We start from the raw sequence: 13,554 nt of genomic DNA on the forward strand, positions 1-13,554 counted from the left end.
TTACAACATGTTATTATAAATAAGTCGCAATTAACCACGCATTACCGGTATATTTACCTGGTTCAGCATCTAATCCGTAAAGATGACTTTCAATTTGAATATTCTTTACTTTTTCAATGGTGGTTTCGATGGTTTTACCCCGTTGATTGCTCTCTGCATCGTACAGGGATAGCTCGGAATAAATGGTGTTATTGCCTGATTTTAACGGTATCCGCTTTTGAGGATCACTATCTGTTACATAATCTAAGGCGAATTTAACTTTAATCCCCTGACCTCGATCACATTGGTAGGTTGCAGTGCGGGTTTGTTTACTGTCAAATTCAATTGCATTCATCGTGTTATGGTTGATATTTAAGTTATCAATATTGGATTTACAGTTTGATGGGTAGTTAATTATTGATTGAGTTAAATCCAGTTTCACGCCTGATTTTTCAGCAGGAACAAACATGTCGGGTGTTCCGGGGTATTGGAACATACGTGTATAACCCGCAATCATGGCTTGAGGGATCACAACTTTTCCATCTAATGGAATTTCTTTTACATAGATACGGACTTCAAATGGAAATTGAACGGTAAAATAGGAAGTACTTTGTGAGGTTTCCGTACCACTACATCCATTACCGGCAATATTTTTCCAACCTTGGGTAATTCCGTTGTCTGAATACAAAGTAAAAAACGTATTACCATTAATTTTATATGCAGTTAACCCTTTGATAGTAAATCCAGCTTCAGGCATATACGAAAATACACGGTGGAAGGCATAGCTTGAAGCCAGCCCGCTTTGGTAATTACCTTCTAAGTAGTTAACTTTACAGTACACAGTGCCAACAGGTTGTGAAGTACTTTCATCAATCACAATGCCTTCTTTATTAGGCGGAGCAACGGAATAGTACTTCTCCCCATTACTGCCAATCGTTGGAGTATCTGCTAATACGGAATTATTGGAAACAAGGTTCATTTTGTAGGTGCCGCCACTACCCGAATAGCGGGTTAACCCATGGGAAACTTGGCTGTATAAAAACAATGACATAACCATTGCCATTAATGAAGTTTTCGATGTTTTTTTCATTGTCATTACCTAGCTTTAAAGATAATCAATCATAACTGACAGTGCCGCACTAAATGGACCCACTTCAAGGGTTTCTGGTAACTGATTCGTTACTAATTGTGACTGTAAGGTCAACGTGGCGGTATCACCACTGATGGATGGGAAAATGGGTTCCCATTTCAGTAGATTGATAGCGGTGTTTCTGTTGGCTTGGGAAAAACGGATCCCTAAGCCTTGAATGGTCGTGCTCAATACTGTTTCGTTATTTATCGTGAGGGTAGAGCCTTCTTTCGGAGATAAATAAACGCGTAAATTTTTTCTGAGATCGCACTGTTTAATTAAGATCCCAAAAGATTGTTTTTCTTCTGTTAAGCGATCTAAAGCGACATTTTGAAAATTGACGTATAGCTCTTTATCACCGTTTTCATTCGTGATGACACAAGATGGGCGTACCAACGTGGTTTCTAACGTAATTAAAATATCGGCATATGAAAAGTGACTCACGAGCAGGCAAATAGCGCCTAAAAAATGGGATATTTTCATCATCATTCTCCTACTGGTAGTCCAGATTAAACGTGACCAAAGATGAGAAACTTCCTGTCTTAAGACGCCCACTAAATGGTTTCTGTGCATAGACTCCGAATAGCAAAGGGTTAATGGATCCTTTGCCTGTTTCCGTCACTGAGCTGACATCAATTTGCGTATTAAACTTCAGGGGCTGACCATTTTTTCCATCAGTTAAGGCTAATAGCACATTGGACTCACCAGTGGTTTTTAAATAGGTGATGCCATTGTGAGTTTCCGTATCTTGAGTATTTAGCGTAATTTTGATGGTCTTATTTAATGCCGCGGTTGAGCAATCGACGATATCCAACTGAAAAGGTTGAATATCAGAACGGCCTTGATTTTCAAGTTCAGAAAATCGTAAGCCAGATAAGTAGACCTTTTTCTTCGTATCGTCATCGGACAGGCGGCAACCAAGAGGCACGAGAGTTCCTTCAAAATAGACGGATAAGCTATTTGCCAAACTGCCATAGCTGGTCAATAGCAAAGTGCTAAAACTGACCATGAGCGCGAATGTTTTAGTCATAAATCATCTCCAAACGGCGAGCCGAATTTTCGGCGGGGAGTAAAAATGTCAGGCTCTTATTCGCTGGTGGTTTTGAAACAACATACTGCTGACCCGAAAATTTCAACGTGAATGGTGACCAAGCTTGGTTATAGGAACTGGTGATACAGTGGGCATAACTCACATTAAATTGATAAGCTGGTTCATTGATATGATTGACCGCTCGAGTCATTGTCACCTTGGGTTGGCATGGCGTTATGACAAAACGTGCATTGACATAAATAGTGCCAGTTGTTTGCAATGAATCGTTTTGCGATGGCGTTGCCGCCAAGGCGGGTATTGCAAACATGAGCGATAACCCAAAGTGATATAGTTTCATGTTGATATTCCTGTTTATCTGGTTTGCGCTATTCCGTTACTGTGCATTGCGATGCTTGGCACTTAAATGCCAGCGAAGGTTTTCCACCATAATCATTGATATAGGTCAGATATGGTGTTGCAAACTTCGCGGATTTTAAGTTGTGGGTTGATTTTGGTGGCACCATGACGGCATCAAAATCACTTTGCTCTGACAGCTTTTGGCTATTACCAATACCAATAATGGTCAGATAAAATCCCGTAGGGTTATTCAGCTGATAACCATTGGCTGTCGGGGTTAATGTGATTTGTTTTGCCCACTCTTTTTTACTATCAGCCACAATCGCTTCAGGGCGATAGAACAACTTTACACGGCTTTGCAGTGCAATTTGTAAAACACCAGCCTCTGTCGATTTTGGTGGAATTTCACGCAAGTTATAATAAAACAGAGATTCTCTGTCTTGAGGTAACTTATTGATATCTGGTGCAGCACTTAAACGCACTAAGCTGGTGGATTTTGGCTCCATACGCTGAATGGGTGGAGTTGCAATAATCGGACCCGCTTCTAATTTTTTCTCAGCGGCATCTTCTAACCATGATTGGGCTAAGTAAGGCAACTCTGGATTGTCATTGCGGATGGTGATGTTAATAGACTGTTGGTCGCCATCAAAAATAATACGAGTACGGTCAAGCGTAACGGCGGCGTAAGTGGCGCCCATTGCACCCATGGTCGTCAATAAGACACTGGTGCGAATTAAATTAAAGATATTTGATTTCATTTAAATTTTTTCCTAATGACAAATTAATACAGGGTAGCTATCCGCACCATTTTTAAATTCAGTTACTCTGGCGCTGCATTGCAATTTATTTCCCCAGTAGAGATCGAGCAGGTCATTCGGCATGACACCAACAATCCATGTGATCCCTTGTTCACCCACAATACCGAGCTCAACGTTGTTTTTATTACGGACGCTGGCACCGAAAGGTGGATAAGTGCCGTCCGTAAGTTTTAAACGGGCAAAGGTTTTTTCCCCTTGAATCACGTTAAGACTGCGATAACCAATGGCTCCACGGGTTAATGTGGCTTCAGTGACACTTTCCAATGCTTCAATGTTATTCGGTAATTTACTGGTGTTAATCGATGCCGTTGTTTTTCGATAGCTACTTACGTTAGGGATGACCGTTAACCCAAAGCGGTTAGTTTGATAAACCCCGCCATTTAATGGCACGTTGCTGGCGCCTGGTGTTTCAACGACTAAGCGAGTTCCACCATAGGCTGCCTGATGCATTGCAATACCGTCTTTAACCAACGTGATCCCACCGTTAATCGACCCACCAATGGTGTGGTATTGGTTCGGTACATAGCTGGCATTAGCGGATAGTGACGCCGTTGGAAAATTCTGGCTCAAGTAACCACTGAAACTGGTTTGTGAATCCTGAAATTGTCCCGTTTGATAACCTACGTTGAGGTTATAGCTGCGTTGATCGCTGTAGCCGCTATATCCCACATTATGGGTTGATGAACGGCGTCCACTCTGGTCTTTTGTGTAGCCTTCAGAGAAACTAAAACTACTCCCCATCGTAAACGGAACTGTGACGTACAAATTAATCGCATCATCTTGATATCCAGATCTTTTGGATCGAGTCGCTGATGCAGTTAGGCTGATATTTTTTAACCCTAAAGCGACAATATTGAATGCGGTGTTAATGTAAGCCCCAAATTGCTCTTCGGCTTGGCTATTCCAGTAAGTGTTGTACTGGTAGTTTCCACCCAGCGAGAACGAGTCAAAATATTTATTAATATTGACCTGATAGCTCTCTTTATGGGCTTGGGTTTCTGTCCCTGTGCGACGTTCATCCAATGTTTGTTGTAAAGAACGATAGGTTTCATCCGAGAATCGATATCCGGCGAAGGTGATATCCGTCCTCGCTTCATCAAACGATTTTGAATAACTTAAGCGATAGCTGCGCCCTGTCAGGGTGTTGTCCAGTAATTTCGCGTGGGATTGTGTCACGTCAAATGACAGGCTCCCGAAGGTAAATAAGTCTCGCCCAAAACCCGCAGAAAAAGCTTGGTAGTTTTTCGATAAAATCGAGCCACCGTAGATAGACCAAATGTTGTTAAGCCCATATGACAGCTCGCCTGATGCGGTCATATCCCCTTCAAGATGGCGACCATCGTAACGTGGTTTACCCGCTGCAAATTTGTAGCGAATTTGTCCCGGACGCGTTAAGTAGGGGAGCGCTGCCGTGGTGACGCTGAATTTTTGTTCTTCGCCATTTTCTTCACGCACAGTGACATCCAAGGTTCCACGGATTGAGCTATCCAACGTTTGGATCTGGAACGGTCCCGCAGGAACTGTGGTTTCTAACACGATACGATCATGGCTTTTAACGATGACCGTGGCATTAGTTTGTGCTATCCCAATAATTTCAGGCGCATACCCTGTCAGTTTGGGTGGTAGCATATTTTCGTCGGTTTCTAATGACAAACCGGTAAACTGCCAAGAATCAAAAATTGCGGAATAGAAATAGTTTTCCCCTAACGTCAGAACCGAGGCAATATTAGCTAATGAACGATAAGCATATAAACGGCTGAATATGGCATCGCTATATTCATTGTTATAATTACCAGAGGATTTACGGTAGTTTGCTTGGTAGTCACCACGTAAACGCCACGCGCCAAGGTTCAATCCTGTGGTTCCGTTCGCCGATAAATATGACTCTTTGGTTCCGCTATCTCGACGGCTGAATGAGCCCGTTAAGGTATAGTCGAGTAAAAAACCATTAATACCTTCTTCCCAGCGAGAAGGTGGCACCCAGCTCGGGTCGGTATATTCTAAATAACTTTGTGGGATCAGAATTGACAATGTTAACGTCGATAAGTCCACACTCAGCGTACTACCTTCAAGAGCAGATAAATCCATACACTGATCGTTATCACGATATTTAACTAAACGAATCGCTTCAGGTTTTAAGCCGAGTTGATCTGTAATTACTGCTGGAATACATATGACACTAAATAATGAATCTTCAGAAGACGTAGGCGCACCAATAGTAATATCACGCGCGTTACCCAAACGTTCGTTATTGACTTTAATCGTTAAGTGATAATTTCCAGGCATAATAAATCCGGCCTGTGAAAACTGGCTAAAGTCAATATTCTGAGTATCTTTGGTATCGAGCATATCTGTATTAAATTCAACAGAAAAAGCGACAGTAGGAATACTGGATAAACAAGATATAATAATTAACTGGTGAAAAATATTAAATTTAGCCATAGTGTTCTTATCATATAAAATAATTTAGAATATTTATTAGTCGTAACTTACATTGAATTTTATCGTGGCAAAGTAATTCCCTGGTACAATTTCATTGTTAAGGGTGTCAATTTCTGTTTCATATTTCAAAAAGCTGACTTTCGTTTTACTATCAAAGTAAATTGCGCTATTTGAAATAGAATACGATTTATTCGGAGTGACTAAGTTATTGTTGGTGTCATAAATGTAAACAACGACGCCATCCGTGGGACCAGAAAGTTTAACTGCATTGTTATATAGATCGTTATTGGCAAAGAACTTGATTTTTATTCCTTTTCTATTATCTTTGTCGTATTCACTAATACAGTTGTTTAATTTAATGTTAAATGACTTCCTGTTATTATTTTTAGCTTCTTCTGTATTGATATTTTTTTTAGAAACAAAATCATAATTAATATATTGATATTGGCTGTCTGTTTCTATTGAGCAGGGAGCGGCAACAATATATCCACGCATTACCGTTTCGCCACGAATACCACCATCAACCGTGTATTCAGCATTAGAAATAAAAGGTGTTAATAATAATATTGACCATAAAAAAGATAAATTTCGCATAATGAACCTTTTTATTGGGAGGGTTTCCCCTCCCATAAAAATTACTCGTAAGTGATTTTGAAATCAGCGATAGAGTTAAATTCACCTTCAGTTACTGGCGTTGCAGCATCAACACGTTTTGCTAATGCAGTAAATTCCAGAACGTTTTCACCTTGTCTATTACGAATTTGGTTCAGAATAGATTTAGCTTCGTCGAATTTAAAGTCTTTAATCTGAATACCAACGTTAGTAGCAGTACCAGTTACGCCTAAGAATTCTTTATTTGTACCGACGTAGTTTTTACCACCAAAAGTAATTTTGATGTCTTTAACCGCAACCCATTTACCTTCAGTATCTTTACTGAATTCGTCGAAGTTACATTCTTTTAATTTGATTGCGATATTTTTTTCTGCTGCATTACCTGCTTCTAAAGAAGCACGTGAAAGTTGACCAAAAGGAACTTCTTGTTTGGTGCTTTCAGATTCGATATTACATGGAGAGTTAATAACTTGACCGCTGAAATGTAATTCACCCGTGTTACCGCTAGCTAAAACTGAAGCAGACAGAGTAGAAGCTGCAAATAAAACAGCAACAGATAATTTATTCAATTTCATATTATAGATCCTTAAAGATAAGTAATTGTCAGTCCCTAAAAAGCCTAAGCAAGTGAATGTTTCAACTTAGGATTGAAGACTTCATTTTTAAACGTACTTGGTATTTAAAAGTACTAAACGTTAAATCATTCCCTGAAGTGTTGAATGCAATTTGCCTTATGTATCCATCCGTAGGCTTTTTGTGTAAGTCATTTCGACGAAAACAAGTTTATCCATTAGAGGAGTTTTTTGAAATAAAGTGTTGATATTTTAATAAAGTAAAATATTTAATTCTAATATTAATGTTTTTAACGTTACTTTTAATGTTTTAATTTCAATATCGTATGGCGATGAATGTTTAATGACTTTTGCTTTAAGGTAAATTAACAAATAAATTTTAAGTTATAAAAAAATAGAGCATCGAATGTCATAATCCGATGCTCTGTTTTTGTAGTTATTGCAATGTTATTGGGAAATTACTGAGATAGGTCAAATAGTACAAATAAAAAGAGGGGAGAAATTTTCTTCAAAAATATAATTTTTATCACTTAAACGTTTTATTTTTACAAAATAGATTTGGTCTTGCTGTGGAATTCCACGTATTTTGATTTTATCTTGGGCCTGGTCACTGGGATCAATGAAAATATTTTCAACGCGTGAAAAAAAATGCCCTCCTTGAAAGACATATTTCATATAAAACTTACGAGAGATTGCATAATTTTTTCCATTACTACTAATTGTTCCATTCATTATAAAAGTATTGTGATCAGGATCATGCTCATTTGGGATAATACTTAATAGGTAGTAACCTTTTAAATCTGAACGGTCGTCTGATATGTTAATTTTCAAAGTTGCTCGGCAACTTGGTACGATGGGAGTATGATTTTTATAATAAAAATAACAGCTCATAATGACTAATATAGTTGAAACAATCAGTAACCAAACGGTTCTGACCGATTTCTTATTTGACATAGAAATTCTCACAACTCACAGTTGCACTGTCTTTTGGGGTGGTAGGACAATAAGATAAAAATAAAAAGTTATCATAGAGATTTTTATCGTTAGTGACGATACCCACGTTGTAATAAAACAAGGTCGCTGGTTTTTTACAATCAATATTTAATCGAGTTAGCTGATTTTGTAAGTCAGTAAAATTGATCGTGGTCATATCGGGTTTATGATAGCTATTTATATAGCGTATGCTGCATTGGTCAATACGCCCAACTTCAGGGTATTCAGTGCGCGTAGCAAAAAAATAGCTTTTAAAAAGATACAACAAGCAAAAAATAATAATGACAACTAAGGTAAGCTCAATATAGCGATTATTGAGAATGTAACTCTTTTCCTTTACCGATAGTGATTGTTTCTTTGGGCTGTTTTCTATAATTGAAGGCTGTTCAGATTCCTTAAGTAATATATTGGGTTGCTCTTCTTGGTGGGGTTTTTGATTTAATTTAGTCGAGAGAGACTGTAATTTTGCATCGAACTTTATACCCACTTTGGGAATCGTTGTAATAATTTCCTCCTCAAAAAAGGAGGAAAGGTGGCGGCGTAAAACAGAAATGCTGCTATTAAGGTTATTATCAGATGCAACTTGGTTATGTTCATCCCATACTCGGCTTAATAATGTTTCCCTATCTAAAACTTCACCATTATTTTGCACTAATACCAATAATAAACGGTTTAATGTGGTGGTAAGTTTAATTGCATCGTCGATATTATCGCGATATAACAACCCCTGATGGCTGTCATAAATAATATTATTTATAAGATATTTCATATTTTGATTATTTTTATTTATTTAGGTGTTATATAAGTATTAATCCAGTTTATACCTCTAATTTGGTCGGTGTCAATTAGACAGAAATAGCCTAATTATTTATTTCATTTAAGATCATTAAGTTAGATTAAGGTAATAAAAAAGCCCCTTAATAGGGGCTGCAAGTTATTGTTCAACGTATTGAAACATAAGGATTTGTTTCTATTTGTGTCCACAAATCGACCACAAAAAATAAGCTCTCTTATTACAAGAGAGCTTTATTCGCTTTCAGAGATCAACAACCTTCTTTGTCAAGCGCTTGTTTTTTATAATGACAATGATGTTTGCTGATACTTATTAGGATGGGGATTTACAGCTTCAACAAGTTTAGGCTTGGTGATAAACCTTGATACTGATTCATGGCTTACAAACGTTGCACCACAATTAATATTTTGGCATTGGTTATAACGTTCTTTGGTTTCTTTTGAGACTTGCTGAGAACTACGAGTATGGGCGGCATGACCGCAAAGAGGACAATTCATCATGATAATGTACCTTTCGTCATGATGTTGATATTGCTGATATTATATCAAATATTTTTATGCAGTGTTATTTTTATCACTCAATATCCAACTCTGAAATTTTCACTTCTAACTCCAATGCTGTCATAAAACCACTGTCATTCAATGTATGAACAACTCGCGTTAGCGTCCATTCTGCATTATCAATTTCGGGTTTAAAACCACTAAGGGTTATCGGCATTTCCGGATAAAGATCCGCGCGTCCTTTTGCGAGTTGAATGGAGAATGAAGCTACACCTCGTTGAATTTTTTCCCATTGTGCCTTGGCTGCTCTTTCTGCATTTTCTTTCGTTGCATAGGTATGAGATAGGGTTAGCACATTTCCTTGCTCTCCCGCTAAATATTCTCCTTGTTTTTCTTTTGGGGCTTCTTTTGATGCCGATGTTTTCCGTTTACGTTTTATCTCTACCTTTTTTTATTTTTAGGCTCACGCGTATTTAACCAATTGGCGACAACGCCAGTATAAGCGCCACGATCAGCCAGTGAAAAACGGTGTCCATCTCCCACAGAGCGAGTAATATGCATCGTTGGGATCGGTTGCCCGCTTGCGGTTAACCCTTCACCTTGTCGCATAAACAGTAAATTTCCATCTTTAACCGCAACAATCGCGCCTTCCAGTTTGGCAACTCTGGTTAAAAATGAACCGTCAGACTCATTGGTTTGGTCGATATGAGAGATTCTGATTTTATCAAGTTTATTGTCGATAACAGGTTTCAGTTTATTGCGCTCAGCTAACGTGCGGACAATATCCCCAAGTGTCTTTTGGTGATAAGACTGTTCTCGTTTTACATTCAATGTTTCACGAAAATCAGCGCTACGCCCGCGTATCATTAATCGGTCAGGTGTGCCGCTATGCTCAATTTCATCAACGGTAAACGTCCCCTTATAAATTAAGGCTTCGTTCTTCCAACCTAAATGCAATGACAGCTTTTCACCTCGTTTGGGTAATGCCAGTTGCCCGTCACTATCATCTAATTCAATATCAATTTGATCCGCTTCAAACCCTCGGTTATCTGTCATTGATAGCGAGATTAATCGACCTTGAACTTGAGCATTGATGTTGACGCCATTCGCGGCAAGAACAAAGATAGGCGTTGATTCTATTCCTGAAAAAAAACTCATAGCCGTAGAGTTCCTTGAATATCATTTAGCTGCTGGCTTAAATCACCGAACATTTCAGACAGCGATTCATCCGTTCGTTTTAGCTTCAGCGTAAAATCAATTTTTCTTGCTGCACCATCATCAAAAAACTCACTTTTTGCCTGTGTGATTTCTTCGATAACATACATGCCATAAATTGTGCCACTACCATCGATTAACGACCATGCTTTCCCTGTTTCAGCCATTGATTCTAAAGTAAGTAATGATAATTTGCCGCCTGTTAATGACGGAAACAATGAACCACTCAACGTGATGTCATCACTGTCAGCACCGATAAACTGAAAAGCAGGGCGTTTGCCCACTCGGTGATTAAAACCGTATCGATATTTTTTATTAATCTGCATCATTTGATAAGGCGTTGTTCGCAAATGAAAAACAAACAACCCTAATGCCGCCATCGCCATAATTAAAACTCCTCGTTGTCATGGTACTGACTTAATCGCCGTGATTCCGCTCTGCGCTGCGCGTACGCAAGTTGTTTGGCAACTTCTTTTGCAATATCGGCTGCCGACTGGCTAGGTGCGGCATGGATATGAATTTCAATAGGAGAACGACTGGCTTCACTGTGACGTTGAGTGATATTCACTGACGTTGAAACGTAATTCTTTGGCGGTAATGCATACGGATGAATTGGCTGATTTGCGGTTGAGGGCATCGCCCCCAATGTCAACGCTGCCGCCGCCAGTGCCGCAGTATGTTTTCGGCTTGTTACATTAGCCGGACCATTGACAATTTCAGGACCATATTCGCCAACAATGCCAAATTGCCCCCGAGGAATATAGCCACCACGGTCGAATAATCCTGCCAGTGTTTTGCCTGCAATAGATGCTCCACTTGGCTTCGCGGCTAATCTCTCGGCTTTTGCATCATCGGATAACATCCATTCAGGTAATAAATCTGTTGCTGCGCGCTTAATGTCGGCAAAAGTGGACTTTAGCGCTTCCCATTTCTCAAGAATGCCATTTTTCAAACTATCGATGATTTCACCGCCGATTTGTTTAAACCGTTCGGGTAAGGCTTTTACATCAGAAACAATTTGCTCCCACTTGTCTGAGATAAATGTTTTGATGGCACTTAATGCCTCGCCAAAGATTTTGGACACTTTTTCCCAGACGTTTTTTAAGAATGGGGCTATCGCATCCCAATTTTTATAAATCAGGTAAGCTAACCCCGCAATCGTGGTGATAATTAAAATAATCGGGTTGGCTAATAAGGCTTTTCCTAGCATCATAAAAGCGCTACTAATCATCTTGATCGGATTAATCAGCAACGATAGAAATCCACTGCCTTTAACCCCTAAAACAGCGAGGCTTAACTTTGCCATTGCCAGAGGCGCTATCATGGCAGCTATCATCAATGAAATGCTGCCACCAACGGCAAGTACAGCGCCAAGCCCCAGCGTTATCATCGTGAGTGTTTTCACTATCTCGGGATTTTTCTTTGCCCAATTGCCAAAACCTGAAATAAGACTCGTCACCTGCTTAGTGATATCTCGCAGTGGGCTATCTGCGCCGCCGAATATTTGTATCCCAACATCCTCCCATGCCGATGTCAGATTTTTCAAATCCCCATCAAGGTTATCGGTCATGGTTTTAGCCACTTTTTCGGCTTCACCTTTCGCGGCTTTAATTTCTGCAATCATGTTTTGCAGCTCACCAGAGCCTGATTTATCCACTAAAACAGATAATGCAGAAAAAGCCTCTTCACCTGCGATATGCTTAAACAGCCCAGCGCGTTGTGCGGTTCCCATTTTTTGGGTTTTTTTATCTAATTCAGCCAGAATGGCGGGTAGTTCTCGTAAGTTACCTTTCACATCACGAGTTTTTATCCCCAATTTTGTTAATGCTTCAGCAGCTTGCTTTGGTGGCTCAGCCAACCGTCCGAGAATAGCGCGTAAACTTGTCCCCGCCATTGAGCCTTGAATACCCGCATCACCTAGTTTCCCTGCGGCTACCGCAGCCGTTTCTATATCAACCCCAAGCCCTGCGGCAACGGGGGCAACATATTTCATCGTGTCACCCAGCATGCTGAGATTAACGTTTGAACGGGTGAATGTGGCAACCAACGTATCACTCACACGGCTCATCTCATCCGAGCTTAATTTAAAGCCGGTTAAGATATTGGAACCAATATCCGCCGTGGTGGCTAAGTCGATATCACCAGCGAGTGACATGGATAATGTCCCCGCCATCGCATTTTTAATTTGCTCAGGCTTAAAACCTGCCATGGCATAAAACGCCTGACCTTGTGCGACGTCATTTGCTGTAAATGCCGTTGTTGCTCCAAGCTCTCTGGCTTGGTTTCTCAGCATTTTGTAATCATCTGAGTTTTTATCTAGGCGTGTTAATGCCTGTACTTTTGACATGCCGATTTCAAAGTCATAGCCGGGTACAAGCACTTTCTTTGCTGCATAACCAATCCCAACCCCCGCGGCGGTCATGCCAGCACCTGCGCCCGCCATTTTATTGCGCACATCCATGGTTCGCTGGTAACTATTTCTCACAGCCGACATGCGTTTTTCTTGGTTAGCAACGCGCTTTAACTGTTGTTCTTGTTGTTGTAAACGTAGGTTAGCGGAATCAATATCGCTGTTTAACCTGATTTGGGCTTGGCTCAATTGACGCGTCGAAATACCACTGTTTTTTAACGATTCTCGTTGACGTTGTAGTGATGAACTCAACGTACCGACTTCTATCTTTAACTTAGCAGCCGCGGATTTTGCTTGTTCAAATGCGCGGATCTGAGACTTAGTTGGATTTTGTGCCAAAGATAACTCTTGCGCCAACTTTGTGACTTTTGCTGATGCTTGTTGATACGCTTTATTGGCAGTGTCTAGTGATTGCTTTGTTTTCTTAAAGCCCTCAATTTGCTTGGCTTGATGATTGAGTTCTTTTAATTCTTGGCGAGACCGGCGGAGAGTTTCCGCCAGTTTTTTATTGGATGCTTGAGCACCGCGCAGTGGTTTCGTAAATTTATCAACGGCGCTTAAAATTACTTGTAAACGCAAATCTTTACTCATCTTCCATACCGCTACGTTTAAGCGCTTGATAACGCCATTCTAATAATTCAGTCAGAGAATAAGGCTCAGTCACTGCGGGTGACCAATGAAAAATTGTGGCAATATCTGCCACT

The 13,554-nt window shown here is 40.0% G+C and carries 14 protein-coding genes and 1 pseudogene; all 15 read right to left on the bottom strand.

The genetic code is table 11. The features are described from left to right. Positions 1 to 13: 13 nt before the first annotated feature. Positions 14 to 1,069, bottom strand: coding sequence for a hypothetical protein (locus PROVALCAL_RS01285; protein ID WP_039861393.1), 1,056 nt, complete (start codon positions 1,067 to 1,069; stop codon positions 14 to 16). Between the two features lie 15 nt (positions 1,070 to 1,084). Continuing rightward, positions 1,085 to 1,594, bottom strand: coding sequence for a fimbrial protein (locus PROVALCAL_RS01290; protein ID WP_224061280.1), 510 nt, complete (start codon positions 1,592 to 1,594; stop codon positions 1,085 to 1,087). A gap of 7 nt (positions 1,595 to 1,601) precedes the next feature. After that, the gene (locus tag PROVALCAL_RS01295; RefSeq protein ID WP_006657253.1) at positions 1,602 to 2,138 is read right to left on the bottom strand and encodes a fimbrial protein; all 537 of its coding nucleotides are present in this window, start codon (positions 2,136 to 2,138) and stop codon (positions 1,602 to 1,604) included. After that, complete coding sequence (locus PROVALCAL_RS01300; protein WP_006657254.1) at positions 2,131 to 2,496, bottom strand: hypothetical protein; 366 nt, start codon at positions 2,494 to 2,496, stop codon at positions 2,131 to 2,133. The genes PROVALCAL_RS01295 and PROVALCAL_RS01300 overlap by 8 nt, the downstream gene beginning before the upstream one ends. Before the next feature lie 28 nt (positions 2,497 to 2,524). Continuing rightward, positions 2,525 to 3,253 carry a fimbria/pilus periplasmic chaperone gene (locus PROVALCAL_RS01305; RefSeq protein WP_006662727.1) on the bottom strand — a complete coding sequence of 243 codons (729 nt, stop codon included), beginning with the start codon at positions 3,251 to 3,253 and terminating at the stop codon, positions 2,525 to 2,527. 12 nt (positions 3,254 to 3,265) lie between these two features. After that, positions 3,266 to 5,755, bottom strand: a complete 2,490-nt coding sequence (locus tag PROVALCAL_RS01310; RefSeq protein ID WP_006657256.1) for a fimbria/pilus outer membrane usher protein — start codon at positions 5,753 to 5,755, stop codon at positions 3,266 to 3,268. A 36-nt stretch (positions 5,756 to 5,791) separates the two neighbouring features. Beyond that, on the bottom strand, positions 5,792 to 6,349 hold the full coding sequence (locus PROVALCAL_RS01315) for a fimbrial protein (RefSeq protein WP_006662725.1): 558 nt from the start codon (positions 6,347 to 6,349) through the stop codon (positions 5,792 to 5,794). Positions 6,350 to 6,390: 41 nt separating this feature from the next. Further along, positions 6,391 to 6,942 (bottom strand): fimbrial protein, encoded by a 552-nt coding sequence (locus tag PROVALCAL_RS01320; RefSeq protein WP_006657258.1) that lies wholly within the window; start codon positions 6,940 to 6,942, stop codon positions 6,391 to 6,393. A 468-nt stretch (positions 6,943 to 7,410) separates the two neighbouring features. Next, positions 7,411 to 7,893, bottom strand: a complete 483-nt coding sequence (locus tag PROVALCAL_RS01325; protein ID WP_006657260.1) for a FidL-like protein — start codon at positions 7,891 to 7,893, stop codon at positions 7,411 to 7,413. Further along, the gene (locus tag PROVALCAL_RS01330) at positions 7,883 to 8,701 is read right to left on the bottom strand and encodes a winged helix-turn-helix domain-containing protein (RefSeq protein WP_006657261.1); all 819 of its coding nucleotides are present in this window, start codon (positions 8,699 to 8,701) and stop codon (positions 7,883 to 7,885) included. Before PROVALCAL_RS01330 ends, PROVALCAL_RS01325 begins: the two co-directional genes overlap by 11 nt. 305 nt (positions 8,702 to 9,006) lie before the next feature. Further along, positions 9,007 to 9,225, bottom strand: coding sequence for an ogr/Delta-like zinc finger family protein (locus PROVALCAL_RS01335; RefSeq protein ID WP_006657262.1), 219 nt, complete (start codon positions 9,223 to 9,225; stop codon positions 9,007 to 9,009). Positions 9,226 to 9,298: 73 nt separating this feature from the next. Continuing rightward, positions 9,299 to 10,383, bottom strand: a pseudogene (locus tag PROVALCAL_RS01340) (phage late control D family protein). Next, positions 10,380 to 10,826, bottom strand: coding sequence for a phage tail protein (locus tag PROVALCAL_RS01345; protein WP_006657265.1), 447 nt, complete (start codon positions 10,824 to 10,826; stop codon positions 10,380 to 10,382). Before PROVALCAL_RS01345 ends, PROVALCAL_RS01340 begins: the two are co-directional and overlap by 4 nt. Before the next feature lie 2 nt (positions 10,827 to 10,828). Further along, positions 10,829 to 13,441, bottom strand: coding sequence for a phage tail tape measure protein (locus tag PROVALCAL_RS01350; protein WP_006657266.1), 2,613 nt, complete (start codon positions 13,439 to 13,441; stop codon positions 10,829 to 10,831). Then, complete coding sequence (locus tag PROVALCAL_RS01355) at positions 13,434 to 13,553, bottom strand: GpE family phage tail protein (protein WP_006657267.1); 120 nt, start codon at positions 13,551 to 13,553, stop codon at positions 13,434 to 13,436. Before PROVALCAL_RS01355 ends, PROVALCAL_RS01350 begins: the two co-directional genes overlap by 8 nt. Position 13,554: the final 1 nt, after the last annotated feature.

The sequence above is a fragment of the Providencia alcalifaciens DSM 30120 genome (assembly GCF_000173415.1).
GTDB classification, from domain to species: Bacteria; Pseudomonadota; Gammaproteobacteria; order Enterobacterales; family Enterobacteriaceae; genus Providencia; species Providencia alcalifaciens.

Bases quoted from the DNA above. Each gene is read 5' to 3' on its own strand.
- PROVALCAL_RS01345 (WP_006657265.1), bottom strand. From the start codon at position 10,826: ATGGCGATGGCGGCATTAGGGTTGTTTGTTTTTCATTTGCGAACAACG.
- PROVALCAL_RS01315 (WP_006662725.1), bottom strand. From the start codon at position 6,349: ATGCGAAATTTATCTTTTTTATGGTCAATATTATTATTAACACCTTTT.
- PROVALCAL_RS01285 (WP_039861393.1), bottom strand. From the start codon at position 1,069: ATGAAAAAAACATCGAAAACTTCATTAATGGCAATGGTTATGTCATTG.
- PROVALCAL_RS01350 (WP_006657266.1), bottom strand. From the start codon at position 13,441: ATGAGTAAAGATTTGCGTTTACAAGTAATTTTAAGCGCCGTTGATAAA.
- PROVALCAL_RS01325 (WP_006657260.1), bottom strand. From the start codon at position 7,893: ATGTCAAATAAGAAATCGGTCAGAACCGTTTGGTTACTGATTGTTTCA.
- PROVALCAL_RS01290 (WP_224061280.1), bottom strand. From the start codon at position 1,594: ATGATGAAAATATCCCATTTTTTAGGCGCTATTTGCCTGCTCGTGAGT.
- PROVALCAL_RS01335 (WP_006657262.1), bottom strand. From the start codon at position 9,225: ATGATGAATTGTCCTCTTTGCGGTCATGCCGCCCATACTCGTAGTTCT.
- PROVALCAL_RS01305 (WP_006662727.1), bottom strand. From the start codon at position 3,253: ATGAAATCAAATATCTTTAATTTAATTCGCACCAGTGTCTTATTGACG.
- PROVALCAL_RS01295 (WP_006657253.1), bottom strand. From the start codon at position 2,138: ATGACTAAAACATTCGCGCTCATGGTCAGTTTTAGCACTTTGCTATTG.
- PROVALCAL_RS01320 (WP_006657258.1), bottom strand. From the start codon at position 6,942: ATGAAATTGAATAAATTATCTGTTGCTGTTTTATTTGCAGCTTCTACT.
- PROVALCAL_RS01300 (WP_006657254.1), bottom strand. From the start codon at position 2,496: ATGAAACTATATCACTTTGGGTTATCGCTCATGTTTGCAATACCCGCC.
- PROVALCAL_RS01330 (WP_006657261.1), bottom strand. From the start codon at position 8,701: ATGAAATATCTTATAAATAATATTATTTATGACAGCCATCAGGGGTTG.
- PROVALCAL_RS01310 (WP_006657256.1), bottom strand. From the start codon at position 5,755: ATGGCTAAATTTAATATTTTTCACCAGTTAATTATTATATCTTGTTTA.